This is a genomic window from Methylobacterium sp. AC832 (assembly GCF_979256025.1).
Window position 1 is genome coordinate 409,451 of the sequence record NZ_CEEDMV010000003.1, and the last position, 21,959, is coordinate 431,409.

Annotated in this window: 16 protein-coding genes and 3 tRNA genes; 10 read left to right on the forward strand and 9 right to left on the reverse strand. The window is 65.0% G+C overall.

The genetic code is table 11. The annotated features are described in order from the left end of the window. Positions 1–96: 96 nt before the first annotated feature. The 6 genes from AC0IXR_RS13535 to AC0IXR_RS13560 all read right to left on the reverse strand — a co-directional run bounded on the left by AC0IXR_RS13535 (position 97) and on the right by AC0IXR_RS13560 (position 7,389). On the reverse strand, positions 97–303 hold the full coding sequence (locus tag AC0IXR_RS13535) for a hypothetical protein (RefSeq protein ID WP_056433887.1): 207 nt from the start codon (positions 301–303) through the stop codon (positions 97–99). A gap of 176 nt (positions 304–479) precedes the next feature. Continuing rightward, positions 480–1,481 carry an NAD-dependent epimerase/dehydratase family protein gene (locus AC0IXR_RS13540; RefSeq protein WP_056433889.1) on the reverse strand — a complete coding sequence of 334 codons (1,002 nt, stop codon included), beginning with the start codon at positions 1,479–1,481 and terminating at the stop codon, positions 480–482. 70 nt (positions 1,482–1,551) lie between these two features. Then, positions 1,552–2,865 (reverse strand): glycosyltransferase family 4 protein, encoded by a 1,314-nt coding sequence (locus AC0IXR_RS13545; protein WP_244477932.1) that lies wholly within the window; start codon positions 2,863–2,865, stop codon positions 1,552–1,554. A 230-nt stretch (positions 2,866–3,095) separates the two neighbouring features. Beyond that, positions 3,096–5,300, reverse strand: a complete 2,205-nt coding sequence (locus tag AC0IXR_RS13550; RefSeq protein WP_311274398.1) for a polysaccharide pyruvyl transferase family protein — start codon at positions 5,298–5,300, stop codon at positions 3,096–3,098. Between the two features lie 358 nt (positions 5,301–5,658). Continuing rightward, positions 5,659–6,981, reverse strand: a complete 1,323-nt coding sequence (locus tag AC0IXR_RS13555; RefSeq protein WP_056433899.1) for a glycosyltransferase family 4 protein — start codon at positions 6,979–6,981, stop codon at positions 5,659–5,661. A gap of 332 nt (positions 6,982–7,313) precedes the next feature. Then, positions 7,314–7,389 (reverse strand) — tRNA-Asn (locus AC0IXR_RS13560). A gap of 206 nt (positions 7,390–7,595) precedes the next feature. On the opposite strand from AC0IXR_RS13560, the gene AC0IXR_RS13565 reads away from it, so the two are divergent. Beyond that, a tRNA-Cys gene (locus tag AC0IXR_RS13565) sits at positions 7,596–7,669 on the forward strand. A 57-nt stretch (positions 7,670–7,726) separates the two neighbouring features. Here the strand turns inward: AC0IXR_RS13565 and glpK are convergent. Continuing rightward, complete coding sequence (gene glpK, locus AC0IXR_RS13570; RefSeq protein ID WP_311274399.1) at positions 7,727–9,232, reverse strand: glycerol kinase GlpK; 1,506 nt, start codon at positions 9,230–9,232, stop codon at positions 7,727–7,729. 70 nt (positions 9,233–9,302) lie between these two features. Beyond that, positions 9,303–10,811: a glycerol-3-phosphate dehydrogenase gene (glpD, locus tag AC0IXR_RS13575; RefSeq protein WP_311274400.1), complete on the reverse strand. Its 1,509-nt coding sequence runs from the start codon at positions 10,809–10,811 to the stop codon at positions 9,303–9,305. Between the two features lie 522 nt (positions 10,812–11,333). Here glpD and AC0IXR_RS13580 point away from each other — a divergent pair. After that, positions 11,334–11,407, forward strand: a tRNA-Gln gene (locus AC0IXR_RS13580). A 40-nt stretch (positions 11,408–11,447) separates the two neighbouring features. Here AC0IXR_RS13580 and AC0IXR_RS13585 read toward each other — a convergent pair. Then, positions 11,448–12,050: a tyrosine-type recombinase/integrase gene (locus AC0IXR_RS13585; RefSeq protein ID WP_471761092.1), complete on the reverse strand. Its 603-nt coding sequence runs from the start codon at positions 12,048–12,050 to the stop codon at positions 11,448–11,450. A 428-nt stretch (positions 12,051–12,478) separates the two neighbouring features. Here AC0IXR_RS13585 and AC0IXR_RS13590 point away from each other — a divergent pair, with 428 nt between their 5' ends. The 8 genes from AC0IXR_RS13590 (at position 12,479) to AC0IXR_RS13625 (ending at position 21,938) form a co-directional block, all read left to right on the forward strand. After that, the gene (locus tag AC0IXR_RS13590) at positions 12,479–14,050 is read left to right on the forward strand and encodes an ABC transporter substrate-binding protein (RefSeq protein ID WP_471761093.1); all 1,572 of its coding nucleotides are present in this window, start codon (positions 12,479–12,481) and stop codon (positions 14,048–14,050) included. 99 nt (positions 14,051–14,149) lie between these two features. Next, entirely contained in the window at positions 14,150–15,130 is a 981-nt protein-coding gene (locus tag AC0IXR_RS13595) for an ABC transporter permease (protein WP_471761095.1), read from the forward strand. Next, positions 15,130–16,053: an ABC transporter permease gene (locus AC0IXR_RS13600; protein ID WP_056433956.1), complete on the forward strand. Its 924-nt coding sequence runs from the start codon at positions 15,130–15,132 to the stop codon at positions 16,051–16,053. Before AC0IXR_RS13595 ends, AC0IXR_RS13600 begins: the two co-directional genes overlap by 1 nt. After that, on the forward strand, positions 16,053–17,888 hold the full coding sequence (locus tag AC0IXR_RS13605) for an ABC transporter ATP-binding protein (RefSeq protein ID WP_471761096.1): 1,836 nt from the start codon (positions 16,053–16,055) through the stop codon (positions 17,886–17,888). Before AC0IXR_RS13600 ends, AC0IXR_RS13605 begins: the two co-directional genes overlap by 1 nt. Positions 17,889–17,974: 86 nt before the next feature. Then, entirely contained in the window at positions 17,975–18,742 is a 768-nt protein-coding gene (locus AC0IXR_RS13610) for a DeoR/GlpR family DNA-binding transcription regulator (RefSeq protein ID WP_471761097.1), read from the forward strand. Continuing rightward, the gene (locus tag AC0IXR_RS13615) at positions 18,735–20,027 is read left to right on the forward strand and encodes a Zn-dependent hydrolase (protein WP_207412486.1); all 1,293 of its coding nucleotides are present in this window, start codon (positions 18,735–18,737) and stop codon (positions 20,025–20,027) included. The genes AC0IXR_RS13610 and AC0IXR_RS13615 overlap by 8 nt, the downstream gene beginning before the upstream one ends. After that, on the forward strand, positions 20,024–20,992 hold the full coding sequence (locus tag AC0IXR_RS13620) for a phosphotransferase (RefSeq protein ID WP_471761098.1): 969 nt from the start codon (positions 20,024–20,026) through the stop codon (positions 20,990–20,992). Before AC0IXR_RS13615 ends, AC0IXR_RS13620 begins: the two co-directional genes overlap by 4 nt. Before the next feature lie 10 nt (positions 20,993–21,002). Next, a complete protein-coding gene (locus AC0IXR_RS13625; protein WP_471761099.1) occupies positions 21,003–21,938 on the forward strand; it encodes a phosphotransferase in 936 nt (311 codons plus the stop codon). Positions 21,939–21,959: the final 21 nt, after the last annotated feature.

Consider the following 21,959-nt stretch of genomic DNA (forward strand, 5'->3'; position numbering starts at 1 on the left):
GGGCTAAAGTCGTTCACGCCCGTGATCGGCTCACGGCGCGAACGCTCCCGGCCATGAGGGCGAAAAGACCGACGATCCAGGGCGCTGCGCCCTGCTTCACCAGGTTACGGACGAGCCAGGCGCGGCGCGCTCCATGGCGTTCAGGACGTCGACCAGTGCGTCGGCCGCAGCGAAGGCAAGCCCGACCTGCCGGACACCATTCACCAATGCCGGGCGGCCGGTCTTGGTGTCGAACACTGTCCAAAGGTCGAGGCTCCGATCATCTGATCGGAGGTCGTAGGTGATACGGCAATCGATGAACATCTCTGTTCCATAGGAATCCCGGGTTAGGTCGAGCCCGTTGGTCCTGGGAACACTAGCATCCCGCCCATTGCTGCCATCCCCCATTTGGGGGATGAGGGACCTCCCGCTAGCAGCCGGATCCCCGACAGGACGCTGTCCATCTGCAATGCCGTCGCCGCGGGGGTGTCTGGTTCGTATCAACCGAGCCGGTGATAGGCCTTGAACCAGCGCACGAAGGCCGGGATGCCGATTTCGATCGGCGTCGTCGGGGCATAGCCGAGGTCACGGGAGATGGCGCTGAGATCGGCATAGGTCTCCCTCACGTCGCCGGACTGCATCGGCTCGGACCGACGGATCGCCGGACGCCCGCAAGCTTCCTCCAGCACGTCGATCATGCGCAGAAGCGGCACCGACGTGTTGTTGCCGATGTTGTAGAGCCGGTGCGGCGCATGACTGCCGCCCGCCTTCTCCGCGCCGTCATCGGGCGGCGGATTGTCGAGGCAGGCGAGGATGCCGGCGACGATGTCATCGATATAGGTGAAATCCCGCCGCATCGCACCGTCGTTGAACACACGGATCGGCTCGCCCGCGAAGATGGCTTTGGCGAACAGCCACAAGGCCATGTCGGGCCGTCCCCACGGCCCGTAGACGGTGAAGAAGCGCAGGCCCGTCTGGGGCAGGCGATAAAGATGGGCGTAGGTCTCGCTCATCAACTCGTCCGCTTTCTTTGTGGCGGCATAGAGCGAGACCGGATGGTCGACACGGTCCTCGACCCGGAAGGGCAGGGAGGTATTGCCGCCATAGACCGAGGAGGACGAGGCATAGGCGAGATGCGCCACACCCCGGTGGCGCGCAAATTCCAGGATGTTGAGGTGACCGACCACGTTGGCCTGAACGTAGGCGCGCGGGTTCTCGATGGAGTAGCGCACCCCGGCCTGCGCCCCGAGATGGACGATCCTGTCGATCCCATGCCCGTCCAGCCCCCTGTCCAGGGCCTCGTGATCCGAGAAGTCGAGGGGAAGGAAGCGGAACGAGTCGCCCCGGCGCGTCGCGATATCGGTAATCCGGTCACGCTTGAGTGCGACCGAATAATAATCATTGAGATTGTCGATGCCGAAGACCGTCTCGCCACGTGCGAGCAAGCGATCGGCCACATGGTAACCGATGAAGCCCGCCGCTCCGGTCACGAGAATCGCCATTTCGGGTCGAGGCCTCATCGTGGTCCGAACCGCCTGCCGACGAGGCCGGCGGCGGTCCGGAAAGGTTCGTTCAGAGTCGCTCGTAGAGTTCCTTGAGGCGGCCGCGATAGATCTCGGGGCTATACTTCGCCGCCTGGACCTTGCCCATCTCGGAGAGGCGCCCGCGCAGATCCGCATCCGAATCCACGGCGCGGATCGCGTCGGCGATGTCGCGGGCATCGTAGGGGTTGATCAGAAGCGCGGCATCGCCGGCGACCTCAGGCGTCGAGCCCTCCTTGGAGGTGATGACCGGGGTGCCGAGCAGCATGCTCTCCAACACCGGCAGGCCGAAGCCTTCGTAGAGGGAGGGGAACACCACGCCCTTGGCGCCGCGGATGAGACTGACGAGAAGGGAGAACGGCGCGTAGTCGAACCGCCGGATGCGGTCGCGCTGGTAGGTCATGTTGTCGATCTGTTCGAGATACGAGTTCGTCGTCGGATTGATGAACTTGAACTCGACATCCGATTTCCAGGCCGCGCCGCCGACGATGACGAGAGGCGCCGAGACCTGGCTGGCAAGATAGGCTTCGACGAGGCGGCCGACATTCTTCTTGGGCTCGATGGCGCCAAAGAACAGGAAATAGCCCTTATAGGGCAAGCCGAACGCGCCCTCGATCTCGCGACGGACCACGTCTTCGGGCTTCTCGGCGAACTTCTTCGGGATTTCCACCGACTGGTAGGTGTTGGTGATCCGGTGCTCGGGGCAGCCGAGCAGGTTGATGATGTCGCGGCGCGAGGTCTCGGACACGGTGACGATGTGATCGGCATCCTTCACGATGCGCCGCATCAGGCGCAGGTAACGCCGCTTGATGTCGCCGGTTGTGAAGGGCAGGCGCAGGGGCACGAGGTCGTGCAGGGTGTAGATGTTCTTGGCGCCCGGAATCCGGATCGGCAGAGGATAGGTCCAATGCATGATGTCGGGCGTGCGCAGGCCGCTGACGCGTAGCGTGCGGTTGTAGGTCTTGAAATAGCTGAGCGAGACGTCGAACAGATTCACGCTGTTCCAGATCTGATCGAAATACGGCATCCGCGCTTCGAACGTCTTGCTGATGACGGTGCCGGTGATCGGCACTTTCACCGCACGCCGCCCGAGAGGTGAGGTGAGCTGGTCGCGGATATAGCGCAGGATCACCAGCCATTGGGGCGGGGTACCGACCGCCGGATCGAAGAACGAGATCTCGCGCAGGAGCGGATCGATGCCTGGCGAGGCGCGGGTCCCGTAGAGGACATCGGTCCGATAGCCGAGCTCGTGCAACTCGTAGCTCAGGTTGCGGGCATAGGTGGCGACGCCGGTACCCTTCTCCAGCCCGAGGTTATACCCATCCAGCATCACACTTTTAGGCATTCCAGACTTCCTTGGATGGTTCTGCGATGGGTCGTTGGCGACAAGGATAGAAGACTCGGACCAAATGAAAGAGTTGGACCAAGTGCCGTCTTCGCGTCGGCGGCCCGGGTCCATGACGGAAGCATTCCGTTCCTGCTCCCCGGGCGGTGACGTCTCCGAAAGGGACGGAGTTCAGCTCTCCCAGATCGCCGCGTGGACGACGATATGACGCGTTCCGCGGAGCCGGAAGCCTAGAACTTCAGCGCTTTGAGCACTTTCGGCTCCACCGGCCAGGGGGTCGCCTCGTACTCGACCGCCTTCGGCAGCGGGAAGGCCTCGAACAGGGCCTGGGGCGAGTAGGCCAAGGGACGCCATGTGGCCTTGATCCAGTCGAGGGCCTTGTCCCATTCAGGCTTGGCGCGCCGCTCCAGGCAGAAGGCGTTGAGGCGGGTCACACCGGCGCCGAGATAGAAATCCCGCACCCGGTGATCGACTTTCTCCTGATCGTCGTCGAGTTTGAGTTCCCGGCCTTCACCCTGGCCATAGGTAGCGAACCAGGAACTGGGAATACCGTAGCATTCCGCGATCACGAGGCCGTGGAGCGAGGTGGAGAGGATGTGTCGGCAGGACACGATCTCCTCAACCTTGGCGCGCAAGGACGGCGCATCACGGTCGGTGATCGTGTTGATGATCCGGATGTCACCCTTGCGCTCGGGGGGAATGCCGTAGCGGGTCATCACGTCGAGAACAGTGGCGGCGGGGTCCTGGGAGGCAAGCTCGGTCAGGTGAACGATGACGCCGATCTCATGGGTTTTCACCACGTGATCCATGGGCCAGAATTTAGGCAGCAGGTAAACGGGGTCGCCGTAGATCTCCGGAACCGCGATACCCTGCGCCCTCAGCACGGCGCCGGTCTTGGGGCCACGCACGGCATGGACGTGGAACTCGGTTCCCGCAGGCCGCTGATAAGGCGCCGGGTTCGGACTACCCGGGCAGCGCTGGGCATCGAGACCGGTGCCCCACATGTGGACCGTCCCGTTGCGGATGGCGTGTCCAATGGTACCGACCGCGACGAGACGCTCGGAATTGCTGTCGAAGGCGGCATGCCGCACGACACATCCCGAGATGGCGGCGACCATCACGGCACTCAGTGCGTCACCAAAATTTGCGTGGGGAAACTTCTGAGAGCTGGCCGCCCAGGCCAAGGGAACTGAACCGGGCGGCAAGGTCGACCTAACGCGCTTCAGGAGAGCGGCGGAAGTCTTTTTTTTTTCTAACTTCGCCGCGTCGTCCAAGGCAGCATCTTCGACAGTCGGTTGGGGGGCATTTTTTTCAGCCATAGCTTGGGGAGCGCCTTTGGAAGGTTCATCAGGAAATCGGGCAGCCACCGCCTTGGCACCTCCCGGAAATTCCTTGCGGTCGAGACGGTTCAATTCGCCGACATCGTGGCGGAGTTTCAGGTCGGTCAGTGCCTTGTGCTCCCAGATCGTCTCGCCGGGCGCGGCGGAGATCGGGCTCAGATCGACAGGGAAGGCGTTGATCAAGGCATCGCCATCGAAGCTCTTCGGCGACCAGCTCTTGTCGATGGCCTTCATGATGGCGGGCCAGTCGCTCGGCTTGGGCCGCGGCTGATTGTAGACATCGATCTTCGGCAGGCCGAGGCCGGTATAGAGATCGACGATGCGCAGGTCGACATCCCCCTCGGGGGTAAGCTCCACCGATTGCAGCCCGTCTTTGCTCAGGCTCGGCGCGAAATACAGGCAGGGAATGCCGTAGGATTCCGCGATCACCATCCCGTGGAGGCTGGTGGAAACGATCCGCTCGCAGGACAGGATCTCGTCGATCTTCGACTGAAGCGCGCCGACATGCAGTTCGGTGACGGTCGTGATGAGATGGACGTCGTCGGCGAGTTCGGCCGGAATTCTGAAGCGCGCGATTTCCTTGCGCGGCACCGCCTCCATCTCGCGATTGGCGAGCTCCGACAGATGTAGGATGACACCGAGCTTGTAGCGCTTCTTGACGGTCGGCTTGTAGAAAAGCGGCAGCAGCCAGACTGGGTCACCGTAGGGAACGGCATGCGAGAGGGTCTTGGCCGAGAGGAGCGATTCCGAGACCGGCCCACGTGTGGCGGTCACGGTAAAGTGCGAATCCGCCGAAGGAACGAACGGCTTCTTTTCGTTCGCCGGCGCCGAGGGGTTGGCCCAGTTCGAGCAGCCCGTCCCCCAGAACCAGACCTCACCATTGGCGAAGCCGTGTCCGATCGTACCGACGCAGGACAGGCGAGGCGCGAAGGACTTCATCGGCGTTCTGCGGATCGGCTTGCCCGAAAGCAGCGCGATCATCACCGGGCTCAAAGCGTCGCCGAAGTTGAGATAGTTCATGTCCATGGTCGAACCGGCCCAGGCCAGCGGAATCTCGCCTTTTTCACGCACGTACCGGGTGATGGATGTCGCCATAGATCACGTCCTCAATTCTTGGATTATCTAAACGAAAACGACGACCTCATCGTCACTGCACAACCTAGACCCACAAGCATCAACACGATCGACGCTCTAGCTTTCGTCCCACGGCAATCAATATTTAGGAGCCAAACAAAGTGATATCGATGCTTAGGTGACTATAAACCCAGCAATCCAACGCGACCAAAGATCTTATCTCGCCGACAGACAGCAAGGTCATCTCGCATTTGATTGCCTCGATCCCGAATCCATGGATCCTCTTCAAGTCATTGGTGCGCCTGATTAAGGCGGTTCCTGCGGGGTGTCCAGGGCAGGAGTTCACGTTAATGGGAAGGCAGCGAGGGAGCGACCAGCATCACGATGTCGTCTGAGAGACGCGCTGCCTGGCGGTGTCCGCCGGCGCCGGGGTCCCGTGGGACGGGGTGGGACGTTTGACGGCCCGAGCGGTCTTGGCCTCCTCGTCCACACGTCGAAGGGCCGCCATGATCTGCCGGCCCGTATCGGTCCAGGTAGCGGGGCGATAGTTCCTGTCGATCTCGCGCTCCTTCGCCCGGAGCAACCCGGGATCGCTAGCGTAAGATTTGATCTTGGCGGCCCATTCGCTCGTCATATGGGGAGGGGCATAATCGACGAAGTGCTGACCGACTTCGGGCAGGGACGTGGTCTTCGAGACGATGCCGAATTTGCCAAAGCTCAGGGCCTCGGCGACCGGGAGGCCCCACCCCTCGTAGCGGGAGGGAAACAGGAACATCTGGCAGTTCTTGTAGAGGGTCCGCAGCGCCAGATCGTCCACTTTGGCGAGGAAGTGAAGCTTACGGGCCAGCGGCGTGCGCCTGACAATAGCGCGTAGCATCATGCGCTTCCTGCGCTTGCTGTGCCCGACGCAAACCAGGCTCGGGGCCGCCTCCTCATTGCCCTTGAAGGCCAATGACCAAGCCTTGATGGCGACCCGGTGATTCTTCCGCGGATGCACCGAAGAGACATAGAGGATGTAGGGCCCCTTCACCTTCAACGGCCTCGGCGGGGTGTTGTCACCGATCTGCGACACTCCGAAATCGAGGGTCACGATCCGCCCGCAATCGAACCCCTGATAGGTGATCAAGGCTTCCGCGGTGGCGCGAGATGGCGTGAAGATCACATCCGCCGTCTCGAGCACGAGATCGATCCAGCGCTTGAACGTCTCATGGGCTGAACGGAAGGTGAGCTTCGGCTGCTCGATCGGCAGCATGTCGTGGACCAGGATCGCCTTGCGGCAGGAGATGTTGGCGGATTTCAGCGCGCTGACGATGCCGGCATAATTCGAGCGCGACCAGCTCGCCCCGAGCATGACGAGCCACGGGGCGGACCGGGGCATGGAACTGTCGGCAGCCGCCGCCGGCTGGTTCTTGAAGATGCGGACATAACTCAGCTCCTCCACCGCCTTGGCGACGAGGGAGCGCCCCTTGACGGTATTGGTCCGGCCATAGGCCTCGATGAGCTCCAACATCGGGGCACTGATGGGCGCGAGCCGCCGTTTGAAGGGGGTGATGCCGATGGGAGTGATGACGCAGTCGAGATCGTCCGCCTGTATAGCGCTGGTGATCTCATAGACGACGCGTTGGATCCCGGTGATCGGCAACCCTCTTTTGAAGAAGGACACCAGATCCGTGTAGTCCATCAGGATGTTTGCAGACTTCATCGAACGTGCAATGCGGTTCCGACGATGGAGATAGACCGCAGCATGACATGCCCCCGTCTCTGACTGCCCCCGGAGTCAGCGATCTTTGCCATCGTTAGGAAGGCCCCGTCCGCTCGAGAACATAGAAGCTCAATGCGAGCACTACACGCCGAAAATATGACGTCCCCCGCACCGAGTGACGCTACCGCATTGCACTACCCACGCATAGCCGGTCCGGCGGAACGAAGCGCTCATGGATGGCCGAGGTTGAACAGGAATAGGTTTGAAATGAGGAGACCGCTCGGCCTCACACCCATACCTCGTTCGGCGTCACAATCGACCGAAGAGGAAATTGGCTCCCCGAGTAGGACTCGAACCTACGACAAAGCGATTAACAGTCGCTTGCTCTACCAACTGAGCTATCGGGGACCACGGCGGGGTCTCTACACACGGCTTTGGCGGGACGCAAGGCCTCTTCGCATATTTGTCGGCTTTGTTTACGGCCTCGCCACCGTTTGGCCTCCTGTCGCGGAATCCCCGTTGCGGATGGGGCCCGGGCTCTGTAAGAGACCGGTCACCCCGGATCGACCGTCCGATCCGGTGGCGCCATTCCCTCATCGATGGGATGTGCGAGAGGCCTCGTGGCGGAGTGGTTACGCAGAGGACTGCAAATCCTTGCACCCCGGTTCGATTCCGGGCGAGGCCTCCAATTTCTCTCTCGATGGGCCACGGTGAGGCGAAGAAGGCCGGCAATGGCCGACCTTCCTCATCCCGTCGCTTCCGTCCACCCGAACGAACGCGTCACCGCCTTGCCCCAGGCGGCGTAGAGCCGGTTGCGCCGGTCCTCGTCCATTCGTGGGTGCCAGCGATGGTCGACGCCCCAATTGGCGACGAGGTCGCCCGTGCCGGCCCAGTAGCCCGTGGCGAGGCCTGCCGCGTATGCGGCGCCCAGTGCTGTGGTCTCGGTCACCTTCGGGCGCAGAACCGGCACCGCGAGGAGGTTCGCCTGGAACTGCATGAGGAGGTCGTTGCGGACCATGCCGCCATCGGCCCGTAATTCCTTGATGGCGATCCCGGAATCCGTCTCCATCGCCTCGATGACCTCGCGGGTCTGGTAGGCGGTGGCCTCCAAAGCGGCGCGGGCGATGTGGCCCTTGTTGGCGTAGCGGGTGAGGCCCGCGATGATGCCGCGCGCACTCTCGCGCCAATGCGGCGCGTAGAGCCCGGAAAAGGCCGGCACGAAATACACGTCGCCATTGTCCTCCACGGTGCGGGCGAGGGGCTCGATCTCGGCACTGTCCCGAATGAGGCCGAGGTTGTCGCGCAACCATTGCACCAGGGCCCCCGTAATGGCGATGGACCCTTCCAGCGCATAGACCGGCGCCTGATCACCGAGCCGGTAGGCGAGGGTGGTGACGAGGCCGCAGGTGGAAGGTACCGGCGCCGTGCCGGTATTCATCAGCACGAAACAGCCGGTGCCGTAGGTGTTCTTGGCCTCGCCGGGAGAGAAGCAGGCCTGGCCGAACAGGGCCGCCTGCTGGTCGCCGAGGATGCCGGCGATGGGAACCCCGGGGAGGGCGCCGCGCGTCTCGCCATAGACCATGCTCGAGGAGACGATCTTCGGCAGCATCGCCCGCGGGATGCCGAAGGCCGAGATCATGCCGGGATCCCAATCGAGGGTGTCGAGAGCCATGAGCTGGGTTCGGCTGGCATTGGTTGCGTCGGTGACGTGCAGACCGCCCGCGGGTCCGCCCGTGAGGTTCCAGACGAGCCAGCTATCGATGGTGCCGAACAGGACATCCCCGGCCTCCGCCGCTACGCGGGCGCCGGGTACCCGGTCGAGAAGCCATGCGAGTTTGAGGCCGGAGAAGTAGCTCGCCAAGGGTAGCCCCGTGACCGTCCGGAAGCGGTCCTTGCCGCCATCGCGCGCGAACTCGCTCACGAGCCCGTCCACTCGCGTATCCTGCCAGACCAGGGCGTTGTGAAGCGGGCGCCCGGTGGCGCGATCCCAGATCAACGTCGTCTCGCGCTGGTTGGTGATGCCGATGGAGACGAGGTCGGAAGCGACCAGCCCCGCCATCGCCAGGGCCTCGCGCATGACGATGCGGGTGTTGCGCCAGATCTCGTTCGCGTCGTGCTCCACATGGCCGGGGCAGGGATAGATCTGCTCGTGCTCACGCTGGGCCGACGCGACGATTGCGCCGCCGCGATCGAAGACGATGAAGCGCGTGCTGCTCGTGCCCTGATCGAGGGCACCGACATAACGGGTCATGGCCGCCTCCCATCCTTGGAGCGTGTCGTTCCTGTACGGCTCGCGAGGCCGGGCGCGAGTCCATCGGCTCTCAGGCTGCGCTGGCCTTGCCGGTCATATAGTCTTCGAGCCGGGCCTGTCCCTCGGGTGACAGATGCAGGCCGAGTTTCGAGCGGCGCCAGAGGATGTCCTGCGCGCTGCGTGCCCATTCGCGATCGATCAGGTAATCCACCTCCGCCGCCGTGAGTCCCTCTCCGAAATCGGTGCCGAGATCGGCGAGGCTCCGTGCCGGGCCCAGTAGCTCGTCCGTGCAGGTGCCATAGGCACGGGCCAGGCGCCGCGCCATCATCGGCGGTAGGAAGGGCCGTCGCGCCATGAGATCGCCGAGGAACCTCGTGATATCGGCATTCGGCAAGTCGCCGCCGGGAAGAATCCCAGTGGCGGTCCAGGCGGGCTTCAACCCCGGTCGATAGGGGGCGAGCTTACCGATCGCGTGTTCGGCGAGGCGCCGGTAGGTGGTGATCTTGCCGCCATAGACCGAGAGCACGGGCAGGCGGCCATCGCGGTCCGAGACATCGAGGACGTAGTCGCGAGTCACCGCGGAGACATTCGTGGCGGCATCGTCGAAGAGCGGGCGCACGCCCGAGAAGCTCCACACCACGTCGTTGGGGCCGACCCGAGCCCGGAACGACCGGTTGATGCAGTCGCAGAGATAGCGGGTCTCGTCCTCGGAGATTCGGACCGGGCCCGGCTCCCCCCCATGGGGCACATCCGTGGTACCGATGAGGGTGAAGTCGCGCTCGTAGGGGATCGCGAAGACGATCCGCCCGTCCGGCTGTTGCAGGATATAGGCCTGCGCGCCGTCATAGAGCCTCTTCACGACGATATGGCTACCCTTGACGAGCCTGACCGTCGCACGGCTTGCGAGGCCGAGCGTGCGCCCCAGGGTCTCACTGACCCAGGGACCAGCGGCGTTGACGACCATGCCCGCACGTACGGTCTCGCGGCGGCCGGATACGACGTCGCGGATTGTGGCGACCCAGGATGTCTCATCGCGATGGGCGGATTCGACGGCGGTGCGCGTCCGGATTTCGGCGCCGCGCTCGCGCGCATCCATGGCGTTGAGCACCACGAGGCGGCTATCCTCGACCCAGCAATCCGAATAAGCGAACCCGCGCGTCAGGCGCGGCTGCAACGGCGCGCCCAGATCCGTGCCTTGCAGGCGCAGGGAGGCCGAGCCGGGCAGGGTCTGCAGGCGGGCGAGGTGGTCGTAGAGAAACAGACCGAGCCTCAGCATCCAGGCAGGGCGTAAGCCCTCGTCGTGTGGCAGGACGAAGCGCAGCGGCCAGATGATGTGGGGAGCGAGCCGCAATAGGCGCTCGCGCTCGGCCAGTGCCTCCCGCACCAGTCGGAACTCGTAATGTTCAAGGTAGCGAAGACCGCCATGAATGAGTTTCGTCGAGGCGGACGAAGTGAACTCGGACAGATCGCCCTTCTCGCAGAGCAGCACCCCGAGGCCGCGCCCGGCCGCGTCGCGAGCGATACCCGCGCCGTTGATGCCGCCGCCAATGACGAGAAGATCGTATTCGCGCGCGCTCAACCCGCGACCTCCCTCGCCCCATGGCGGGAGCGCTCTTGTCCGGCGGGGCTCATTCCACGCGGACCCTGTGACGTTCCTCGAACACTGACGGTCCCTGCCCAAACGCCGCCGGAATGAATCGGGCCTCACGCTCTCTTCGCCAACCCCGGACAAGTATGGATGTTTCGGTGAGCTGACATTTACGCACGATTTTCCCATCGGACGAATGGCCCCACGGCCGCAGCACATACGGCCAGTCAGGAGCGGGGGCGCGCGTGCGTCGCGTCGGGAGTGCGTGACATGGATGTCGGCGGGTTGCATCTCCCTCGGCAAGGCCGGTCTAGGCTGGGCGGGGAAGTCGACTCCGCCGCCCGCGAGACGCCGACCGTGGAAATACATCCTCGGTGATTTTGGCGTCATCGGGGTGGTTGACCGGACGGGAGCAGTGGCTTATGCGAACAACCTCGTTCGGAGGCGCTCACGAAGCTTCCGGCCCAGTTCGAAGAGCGGCGGTAAAAAACGCCTTGTCTTCAAAGGGTTCGTTGGGGGATAGTTTAACGGTAGAACAGTGGACTCTGACTCCTCTAGTCGAGGTTCGAATCCTCGTCCCCCAGCCACTGATTTAACTACGCTTTTTCCGTTTCATACCAAGAACAGCTAGGCCCGGTCGGGTACCCGGTCGGGAAATTGTGTTCTTGTTTCGAGCTTCCTGATGGCCGCAATGGCTAGTGCCGGGTCACGGTTCAGGTAGTGAGCATCCAAGATCGAGCGCACATCGTTCAGCGAGTGCCCGGTCAGGGTCGCAATCTCAGCTTCAGAGCATCCAGCAAGCGCCAGACGGCTCACCGCCGTGCCGCGCAGGTCGTGGAACGTCACACCGCTCACCGCGGCTGCTTGGCATGCTTTCCGCCACGACGAGCGGAAGCCGTCACTCGTCCAGGGGCGGCCTTCAGAGTTCACGAGGACGATCGGGCTCTTGCGCACCGTGGCCGTCAGGGCCTCGCGCAGTGGTCCGCTGACCGGGATGACGACCCGCGCGCCGGTCTTGCTCTGCTGCAGGCGAATCGTCTCGCCGTCATAGGCCGACCAGGTGAGGCGGAGAAGGTCGCCTTGCCGCTGACCGGTCCAGAGGGCCAGGATGAGGGGCAGGCGCATGTGCACGGGCGCCTTTGCCAGGAACGCAGCCTCGTCCGTTGCCGTCCACACCTTGTCGGTGCGCTTGGCCCGGTAGAGACGGCCACCCTTCTCACAGGGGTTCACCAGTACGAGGCCGCGATCGAGCGCCCATGATAGGACACGGGCCAGGACGCTCCAGGCATAATCAGCCTGCCGACGAGACCGTGCGCCTCGTCGAACTCTTGGAGCCTCGTCGAACTCTTGGAGCCTCGTCGACCCGGCAGATGAGAGAGGCTGGCGTTGTCCTCCACCGACGCGCCGATGCAGCGCAGGCCCGTAACCGGGCCAGAGCCCTGCTCACATCGCCCCTTCGTCGCGACGCTCGACCCTTCGCTGATCCCCGCCCATCGACGGCACGAGAGAAGTGGATCGTCGATCGGGAGTCTTCCTCTCGCCCCGACCCTGCCACCATCCGCTCCATGACCGTTTTGACCGGTTCGAGCGCTCTGGCACGCGCCGTGCTTTGTGGTTTTTGACCACTTTGACGGATACGTGGCTTTGGGAGTTTCGGGATGGCCGACGGGATTGATCGCAGGCGTTTTCTGCAAGGCAGTGCGGCACTGGCCGGTGTCAGCCAGATCAATCCGGACTTCCTGATCTCCTCCGCTTTCGCGCAAGGGGGAAAGCCGCTGGTGTTCCTGTCCGCCGAGAACATCACCGGCAACTGGGATCCAACCGCTCACACCACGCTCTCGCAGAAGAACATCGAGGGATTCGTGATGGGCTTCCTCACCCGCACGCCGATGACGCTCGATGACCCGAGCAAGGTGGTCTACGAGCTCGCCACCGATATCCAGCTGATCGAGCCCACCCGCCTGCAGATCAAGCTGCGCGAGGGCATCCACTTCCACGACGGCAAACCGTTCAAGGCCGAGGACGTCAAGGCCACCTTGGAATACGGCTCGGGCAAGGACCGGCCGGCGCAATGGTATCCCGGCCCGACCGACACGCTGACCATCACGACGCCCGACGACGAGACCGTCATCGTCGACACGTCGAAGGGCGGCTATCCCGCCCATCTCTTCATCTTCCTGGCGTCGTTCCTGCCGATCATGTCGGCCAAGGACATCGCGGAAGGGCCGGGCGGCGCCCTGACCCGCCGGCTCAACGGTACGGGTCCGTTCCGCTTCGTCGAACAGCGCGGCAACAGCACCGTCCTCGCCGCCTTCGACGGCTACTTCAAGGGTAAGCCGGCGATCCCGGGCATCGACTTCACCTTCACCGGCGACTCGACCACCCGGATGCTCTCGCTGATGAACGGGCAGGCCTCGATCGTCGAACGGCTCGAGCCCGAGCAGGTCGAGACCGTGAAGGCCAACCCGAAGATCGCGATCAATCAGGTCGTCTCCGTCGAGAACAAGTATCTCTGGTTCCGCTGCTCCAAACCGCCCTTCAACGACGTGCGGGTCCGGATGGCGGCCTGCCACTCCATCGACCGGGCGATGATCGTCGAGCTTCTGGGTGCGGCCGGCCACGCATCCGCGAACTACGTCTCGCCCGTGAAATTCGGCTACGTCGATCTTAAGAACTATCCGGCCTACGACCCCGCTAAGGCGCAGGCGCTGCTGGCCGAGGCCGGCTTCCCGAAGGGGAAGGGGCTGCCGCCGCTCGAATACATCACGTCGGTGGGTTTCTACCCGAAGACCAAGGAATACGGCGAGGTCATCACCGCGATGCTCAACGAGCAGGGGTTCCCGGTGAGCCTCACCGTCCTGGAACCGGCGGCATGGAACGAGCGCCTTTACCATCGCCCCGGCGGCGGCCCTGGCCACATGGTCGATTGCGGCTGGTCCACGGGCTCGCCGGAGCCGGATCTGGTGCTGCGCACCCATTTCCACTCGTCCTCGCACCGGATCACCGGCATCGAGGACGCCGCGATCGACGCGAGCCTCGACAAGGAGCGGGCCGCGCCCACGCTGGAAGCACGCAAGGCGATCCTTCAGGACGAGACCATGCCGCTCCTCGCGGCGAAAGTGCCGGCTTTGTCGCTGTTCACCTCCGTGATGATCCACGCGATGCAGAAGGAGCTGCAGGGTCTCTATGTCTATCCCGACGGCTCCATCGACGCCTCCAAGACGGTCTGATCGACCAGCCCGATCCCATGCGCGTTGGGCGCGTAACACGGTCCGCTCCGGCGGGAGCCGTGTCGCGCCCTGCCGAACCCGTCACCGGACCTGCTCCCGATGTTCGTTCTCAGTTTCCTCGCCCGGCGCCTCGCGCAGGGTGCGGTCATCATCTTCCTGGTCTCGCTGCTGATCTTCACGCTGCTTCGGGTCGTGCCGGGCGATCCCGTGCGGCTCATGGCCGGCGGCATGGCGCCCGAAGCCCTGATCGAGCAGATCGCCACCCAGATGGGTCTGCGCGATCCCATCCCGGTCCAGTTCGGACGCTACATGGTGCGCGTCGTCCAGGGCGATCTCGGCCAGAGTTTCGTGCGGCCGGCCAACGGCGCGTCGACCGGCGGCGCGACCTTCAACGACACCACCCGCGGCGAGCGTGCGAAGGTCCTGGACCTCATTTTCGATGCCCTGCCGATGACCCTGCAACTGGCGGCATTGGCCCTGCTCTTCGCTCTCGTTTTCTCCAGCCTTCTCGGGATCGCGGCGGGCCTACGCCCGGGCGGCATCGCCGATAAGCTGGCTTTCACCGTCTCGTCGGTCTTCGTCTCGCTGCCGAATTTCTGGCTCGGCATCGTCCTGGCGCTGCTTCTGTCAGTGAAGCTCGGCTGGCTGCCGGCGATCGGCTATGGCGGCTTCTCCTACACCGTGCTGCCGGCCCTGGTGCTCGCGGTGGAACTGTCGCCGGTGCTGATCCGGACTTTGTCGGGGGCCGTCGCCGCACAGATGAGCGAATCCTACGTCGCCGTCGGCCATGTCCGCGGATTGTCGCCGAGCCGGATCGTCGCCGCCCATGCCCTGCGCAACGCCTCCGTCCCGTTGCTCAACCTGCTCGGCGTGCAGTTCTCCAGCCTGCTCGGCGGCGTGATCATCGTCGAATACATCTTCGATTATCCCGGTTTGGGACTGCTCACCATCAATGCGGTGCTGCAGCGCGACTTCCCGCTGATCCAGGGCATCGCGATCGTCACCAGCGCGATCTTCGTCCTCATCAATATCCTCGTCGATCTCGCCGCCACCTCCATCGATCCGAGGCTCGAATACTGATGAGCGCCCTCGACGCCACCCTGGTCGCCCAGCCATTGCGGGTCGACGTCGCCGCCTCCCGCTCGATCGGCCGGCGCATCCTCTCGCATGCCGGCCGCTCCACCGAGTTCCGCATCGGCTTCGCGCTGTTCACGCTCCTCGCCCTCGCCGCTGCCTTCTACCCCGAGCTCAGCGGCATCGATCCCTTGAAGATGAACGTGCGCGCGCGCCTGCTGCCGCCGCTGTTCGTCGGTGAGACCTGGAGCTGGGCCCACCCGCTCGGCACCGACCAGATCGGCCGCGACATGCTGGTGCGCAGCCTCGTCGGCCTGCGCTACTCCTTCCTGATCGGCGTTGCCTCGGTCGCCGTCACTCTCCTGATCGGTTGTGCCCTCGGCACGATCGCGGGTTATTTCGGCGGTCGCACGGATACGGTGGTGATGCGCATCACCGACGCGCAACTCTCGATCCCGATGATCATCTTGGCCATCGCTGTGCTCGGCGTCTCGCGTCCGACGATCCCGGCAATCATCCTGGTACTCGGCCTGTCGAACTGGCCAGTCTATGCCCGGGTGATGCGGTCGATGGTCATGGCCGAGCGGGGCCGTGAATACGTGCGGGCCGCGCAGGTCTCCGGGGCGACGCACCCGCGCATCATCCTCACCCTGCTGGTGCCCCTACTGGTGCCGCCGCTGCTCTTCACCTCGGTGCTCGACGTCGCCCGGATGATGATCTTCGAGTCGACGCTAGGATTCCTCGGTCTCGGCGTGCAACCGCCGACACCGACCTTCGGCAACATCATCGCCGATGGCCGCAAGTACCTCCTCAATGCCTGGTGGATCGCCACCATGCCGGGAGTCTTCCTGTGCCTGACGCTGACCAGCATCAACCTGATCGGCGCTGCCTTCGAGCGCGCGCGCAACACGATTCACGGAGGCGCCTGATGGGCCCCGTCCTCTCCGTCCGCGACCTGCGGATCGACCTGAACCTTCCGGGGCGCGAGCGCCGAATCCTCGACGGCATCTCGTTCGACGTCGCGCCACGTGAGATCGTCGGCGTGGTCGGCGCTTCCGGCGCCGGCAAGACGGTGCTGTCCCGGGCGGTGGTCAACTGGATCGCCCCGCCCCTGGTCATCGGCGGCGGCGAGGTTCGGTTCCGCGACCGCAACCTTCTCACGCTGCCCCCGCGCGAGATGCGGCGGCTACGCCGCGACATCGCCTATGTCGGCGCCAATCCCATGGGTGCCCTCGATCCGACCCTCCCGGTCGGGCGCCAGATCGTGGAGAAGATCCGGGCGGTGGCGCCGGAGGTGAATGCGGCCGAAGCGCAGGACCGCGTGATCGCGATGCTCGACGCGGTGCGCATTCCCTCGGCAAGCGCGCGCTTTCACGATTACCCGTCGCAATTCTCCGGCGGAATGATGCAGCGGGCCCTGATCGTCGACGCCATGATCTCGAACCCGGCGCTTCTGGTCGCCGACAACGTGACCCAGCCCCTCGACGTCACCGTCGCCGCCCAGGTGATCCGCCTGATGCGCGAGCTGACCGAGGGGTTCGACACCGCGATCCTGTTCGTCTCGTCCTCGCTCCCCGTCGCCCGCGAGGCGGCGAGCCGTATCCTCGTCATCGATGAGGGCAGGCTGGTGGAGGAGCAGCCGACCGAAGCGCTGATCGCCGCGCCCCGCCATCCCTATACCCGCGAACTCGTGGCGCAGATCCCTGCGATCTGGAGCGCGCGGCCGACGGTGCCGGCCGTCCCGCGGAAGGGCGCAATGCCGGGCTCCGCCATCGTCAGCCTGCGGGACGTGTCGCAGACCTACCGGGTGAAGAAGCGCGGCAGCTTTGCCGGGACGAGCGCGCTGCGCGCGGTTCGCCATGTCACCTTCGACATCCACAAGGGCGACAGCTTCGCGGTGGTCGGCGAATCCGGCTGCGGCAAGTCCACCCTGATGCGCCTGCTCAGCCGCCTGGAACGGCCCAGCAGCGGCGAGGTCCTGTGTGAGGGGAGGGACATTGCAGGGCTTTCCGGGTCCGAGCTTCTCGCCTTCCGGCGCAAGCTTCAGCTCGTGCTCCAGGATCCGTTCGACTCGCTGCCTCCGCGCACGGGCATCGGTGCGATGCTCGAAGCGCCCCTGCGCACTCATGGCTGGCGCGACGGCCGGCGTATCCGCGACAAGGTACGGGACGTCATGAACGATGTGGGTTTGCCCGTCTCGCTCTACGACCAGTTGCCCCTCGGGCTTTCCGCCGGGCAGCGCCAGCGCATCAACGTCGCCCGCGCCATGGTGCTCGACCCGGAGATCCTGCTCATGGACGAGACCCTCTCGGCCCTCGACCAGACGGAACAGTTCAAATTGCTGGCCTTGTTCGACACGCTCCAGCGCGCGCACGGCCTCACCTACATCTACATCAGCCACGACCTCGCCATGGTGCGCAAAGCCTGCAACCGTATCGCCGTGATGTATCTCGGCGAGGTCGTGGAACTCGCCGATAACGAGCGCCTCTTCTTCGATCCTGGCCATCCCTATACGCGGACCCTGCTGTCGGCGATGCCGACCCTGGAGGAGCGGCGCTACCGGCCGGAGGATTGTCTCCTCGAGGGCGAGCCCCCGAGCCCGATCGACCTGCCGACCGGCTGCTCGTTCCGGTCACGCTGCCCGCAGGCATTCGAGACCTGCGTGACCCTGAGCCCGCACCTCGGCGTGCGCGGATCGCGCGATCTCGCCGCCTGCCATCTCGAGACGGATCCCGCCCCGAACCGTGTCGCCGGACTCGTCTGATGCACGGCTTGTTCCTTCGGCGGGTCCATCTCCCGGTCGGCGTCGGGACCGGGGCACATGGCCCCGGATCGGCGGCAAAGGAGGGAATGCCTGCGATGGGGATCACCGGGCGTCGCCTCGATCTCGTCCTCGATGCGCTCGAACGCGACGGGCGGGTGACCGTGAAAGACCTCGCGACCCGGCTCGCCATCAGCACCGAGACCGTGCGGCGCGACCTGCGCGACCTCGAACTGCGTGGCCATGCGCGGCGGGTCTATGGCGGGGCCGTCCTCGACCGGAGAGAGAGCGACAGGCCCTTCGATGAACGTGTCCGGGTCGCCGCCCGGGAGAAGGCGCGGATCGCAGAGGCCGCCCTGCCACTCGTCGAGGACGGCATGACCGTCTTCATCGATGCGGGCACCACGACACTGGCCTTCGCTCGCAAGTTGCTGGGCCGGCGCATCCGGGTCCACACCAACTCCATCGACATCGCAGCGCTTCTGGCGGGCGATCCCCAGGCGCAGGTCACCGTGCTGGGCGGAGACATGAAGCCGGACTACAGGGCCCTGTTCGGCCATCGCACGAACACCGTCCTGCGCGAGCACATCTACGACGTGGCGATCATGGGCATCGTCACCGTGCATCACGCGCTCGGGTTCATGGATCTGGGCGAGGACGAGGCGGTCCTGCGCCGTTTCGCCGTGGAGCGCACGCGCCACTCCGTCATCCTGGCCGATTCCTCCAAGTTCGGCCGGCTTGGCACGATCCGCACCTTCGGCCTCGACGCCGTCGACACCCTCGTCACCAACGCCCCTCTCACGCGCGATATCGCGCGGGCCTTTCAGCGCACACAAGTGGATGTGATCCATGCCTGAGACGACCTCACCCTCTTCCGTACGGATCGACCCCGCGCGCCTCCAGGCCATGATGGAGGCCGTCTCCGTTTTCGGCGGCGGAGCGGGCGGCTCCATGACCCGCCTGACCCTCTCGCCCGAAGACGGACAGGCGCGCGACTGGCTCGCCACGTGGTTCCGCGAGAACGGCTTCGCGGAAAAGGTCGATCCTATCGGCAATCAGTTCGGGCGCCTCGATCTGGCCGGCGCCAACGCCCCCGTGGTGATGGTCGGTTCCCATATCGACAGCCAGCCCAATGGCGGCCGTTTCGACGGCGCACTCGGTGTGATCTCCGCCTGCGAGGCCATCCTGGCGGTCCGCGAGAGTCTGGAAAAGAGCGGCGGCCGGTCCGCCTGCAACTTCGTGGCTGCCAACTGGACCAACGAGGAAGGGGCTCGCTTCCAGCCGAGCCTCCTCGGCAGCAGCGTCTTCACGGGGGCGGCGGACCTGGCCTGGGCCCTCGGCCGGCGGGACGGGGCGGGGATCTCGGTCGGCGAAGCTTTGGAGAGCATCGGCTATGCCGGGACCGATACCGTCCCGATTCCAGACGCCTATCTCGAGTTGCACATCGAAGGCGAGTCGGTCCTCGAGCGGGAAGGGCTGCGGTTCGGTGCCTTCACGCGGTTCTGGGGAGCCGTGAAGTATCGCCTCGCCTTCCTCGGGCGGCAGGCCCATACCGGGCCGACCCCGATGGCGGCGCGCCACGACGCTCTCCTGGCCGGGGCCTATGTCATCACCGATCTCAAGGCGCTGGCCGGGGAATTCGGGCTCGACCTGCACACCTCCGTCGGCCGGATGGAGGTGTATCCGAACTCGCCCAACACCGTTCCGAGCGAGGCCGTGCTGTTCATCGAGCTCCGTTCCGGATCGCAGGCGATCCTGGCCGAGGCGGAGACGCGGCTGCTGGCGAGCATCGAGGCGGCGGCGGCACGGGCCGAAGTCGGGCATGAGATCCGCTCCATCGACCGCCGCGCGGCCGGACGGATGTCGCCCGGTCTCGTCCACCTCGCCGAGCGCGCGAGCGACGCCAACGGCGCCCCGGCCCGATCCCTCGACACGATCGGCGGCCATGATGCGATCAGCCTCGCGGCGGTGTGCCCCTCCATCGTGCTGGCCGTCCCCAGTGTCGGCGGCGTGATCCACCACCCGACCGAGTTCACCACGCCGGAGGATCATGCCTTCGGCACGCAAGTCCTGGCGGATATGCTCCTTATCCTGGCCAACGAGGGCCTGTCGGTCCTCGAAGTGGAGAAGGAGCGCCGGTGAAAGCGCTCGGCATGCCGGCGGATACGCAGGAACGCCTTGCCGAAGCGGCCCTTGCCGCCGCGCCCATGCTGGCGGGGAGGGCGGTCCATTATCGGGAGGCTGTGCCGGGGGTCGCCTCACCGTCCTATCACGGCGTCGAATCGACCTCGTACCTCGTCGGCGAGGCCGCGGATGCGGCACCTTGCTACTTCCTGAAGGTGGGGGAGCGCGCGGCCGCGGCCTTGCTCGATCCCTCCGCTGCCTTCCGGGCAGCGCAACGGATCGCCTCCCTGGGTCTTGCGCCTCGCCCCCTCCACTTGGCCGAGGCGGAGGGCGCGATCCTGTTCGAGTCTCTGGGCCCCGAATGGCGTCCCGCCACCCTCGACGCGTTGCGCCGGCCCGAGCGCATGGTCACGGTCTTCGAAGCCTTCCGGCGCATCGGTGCCGGCGAACCGTTCGAACGTCGTTGGAGCGTCTTCGAGGCGATCCGCGGGCTTCGCGCATTCCTCGGCGAGGAGGCCGACACCCTGCCGCAGGATTCCTGGTTCCTGTTCGATTGGGTCGACGCCATCGAGGCGGCGCTGACAGCCGCCGGAACCGAGATCCGTCCGGCCCATGCCGACCCCCATGCCTCGAACCTGCTGTTCTCCCCGGACGGCGCGCTCCAGCTCGTGGATTTCGACATGGCCTGTGACACCGACCCCCATTACCAGCTCGGCGCCTTTCTCAGCGAAGCCTGCCAGTTCGACGCCCAGATGAAGCCTGCGATCGAGATGGCGGAAGGGGCTTACCGCGACGCCATCTTCCACCGTTGCAGGGCCTATGCCGCCGCCGACGATCTCCATTGGGGCCTCCGGGCCCTGGCTATGGACCGCCTGTCACCCCGTCGCGCCCTGGAATTCCGCAAATATGCGGCCTGGCGCTTCCTGCGGTGCCGGATGCGGGTCGGTGGATCGGGTTTCGAGGAAAGCCTGAGATCCCTGTGACGAGGCGAGCATGATATCCCTGGGCGGCGGCACCACCGATACCGAACGCGCCTTCGAGGCCATTCTCCGCTCGGTCGCGCCATGGCAGGGACGCCCCATGCGCTATCGCCCGGTCCTGGGCGGCATCAGCAACATGAATTGGCGCGTCGAGATCGATGGCGAACCGCATGCCTATTTCGTGAAGATGCCCGGTCGCGGAACGGAAATGTTCATCGATCGCGCCGCCGCCCGCGCCGCCAGCCGGCAGGCCGAAGCGATCGGCCTCGGGCCCCGTACCTTCGATCATCTCGACGCACGGGACATCGAGATCGCCGAGTTCGTCGATGGCCGACGCCCCTCGACCCACCGCGACTTCGCCGACCCCGCCCTGCGGGCCGAGGCGATGGGCGTCTATCGCCGATTCCACGCAGCGCCGCTGCTGCCCCTCACCAAGACCGTGTTCGACATGATCGCCGAACATGACCGGCAGGTGGCCGAACTCCAGGCGCCGATGCCGCCCGATCATGTGTGGCTGACGCGCCAGACGCGCTTGGCGCAGTCGGCGCTCGAAGCCTCCGGTCTCGATCTCGTACCCTGTTTCAACGATCCGATGCCGGGCAACTTCCTCATTGGCGAGGATGGCTCCATCCTGCTGATCGACTTCGAATACGCCTCCAACAACGATCGCCTCTACGACCTCGCGATCTGGAGCGGAGAGATGTTCTTCCCCGAGAGCGTCGATCGCGAGCTGATCGAGGCGTATTTCGGGCGCTACGACAAGGCATCGTTCGCCCGCCTGATGGTGCACAAAGCACTCGCCGACGTGAAATGGTCGACCTGGGCGATGGTGCAGAACACCATCTCCACCCTCGATTTCGACTTCTACAAATACGGAATCTGGAAACACATGCGGGCCCGCTCGATCATGAACGATCCGTGCTGGCCGATCTTTCTGAAGGCGCTCTGATCACTGGGCTTCATCGACGCA

Coding starts and splice junctions, on each gene's coding strand:
- AC0IXR_RS13615 (WP_207412486.1), top strand. CDS start 18,735: ATGCCTGAGACGACCTCACCCTCTTCCGTACGGATCGACCCCGCGCGC.
- glpK (WP_311274399.1), bottom strand. CDS start 9,232: ATGACCCGTTATGTCGGTGCCCTCGATCAGGGCACGAGCAGCACGCGC.
- AC0IXR_RS13605 (WP_471761096.1), top strand. CDS start 16,053: ATGGGCCCCGTCCTCTCCGTCCGCGACCTGCGGATCGACCTGAACCTT.
- AC0IXR_RS13590 (WP_471761093.1), top strand. CDS start 12,479: ATGGCCGACGGGATTGATCGCAGGCGTTTTCTGCAAGGCAGTGCGGCA.
- AC0IXR_RS13600 (WP_056433956.1), top strand. CDS start 15,130: ATGAGCGCCCTCGACGCCACCCTGGTCGCCCAGCCATTGCGGGTCGAC.
- AC0IXR_RS13555 (WP_056433899.1), bottom strand. CDS start 6,981: ATGAAGTCTGCAAACATCCTGATGGACTACACGGATCTGGTGTCCTTC.
- AC0IXR_RS13535 (WP_056433887.1), bottom strand. CDS start 303: ATGTTCATCGATTGCCGTATCACCTACGACCTCCGATCAGATGATCGG.
- AC0IXR_RS13545 (WP_244477932.1), bottom strand. CDS start 2,865: ATGCCTAAAAGTGTGATGCTGGATGGGTATAACCTCGGGCTGGAGAAG.
- AC0IXR_RS13550 (WP_311274398.1), bottom strand. CDS start 5,300: ATGGCGACATCCATCACCCGGTACGTGCGTGAAAAAGGCGAGATTCCG.
- AC0IXR_RS13595 (WP_471761095.1), top strand. CDS start 14,150: ATGTTCGTTCTCAGTTTCCTCGCCCGGCGCCTCGCGCAGGGTGCGGTC.
- AC0IXR_RS13540 (WP_056433889.1), bottom strand. CDS start 1,481: ATGGCGATTCTCGTGACCGGAGCGGCGGGCTTCATCGGTTACCATGTG.
- AC0IXR_RS13625 (WP_471761099.1), top strand. CDS start 21,003: ATGATATCCCTGGGCGGCGGCACCACCGATACCGAACGCGCCTTCGAG.
- AC0IXR_RS13610 (WP_471761097.1), top strand. CDS start 17,975: ATGCCTGCGATGGGGATCACCGGGCGTCGCCTCGATCTCGTCCTCGAT.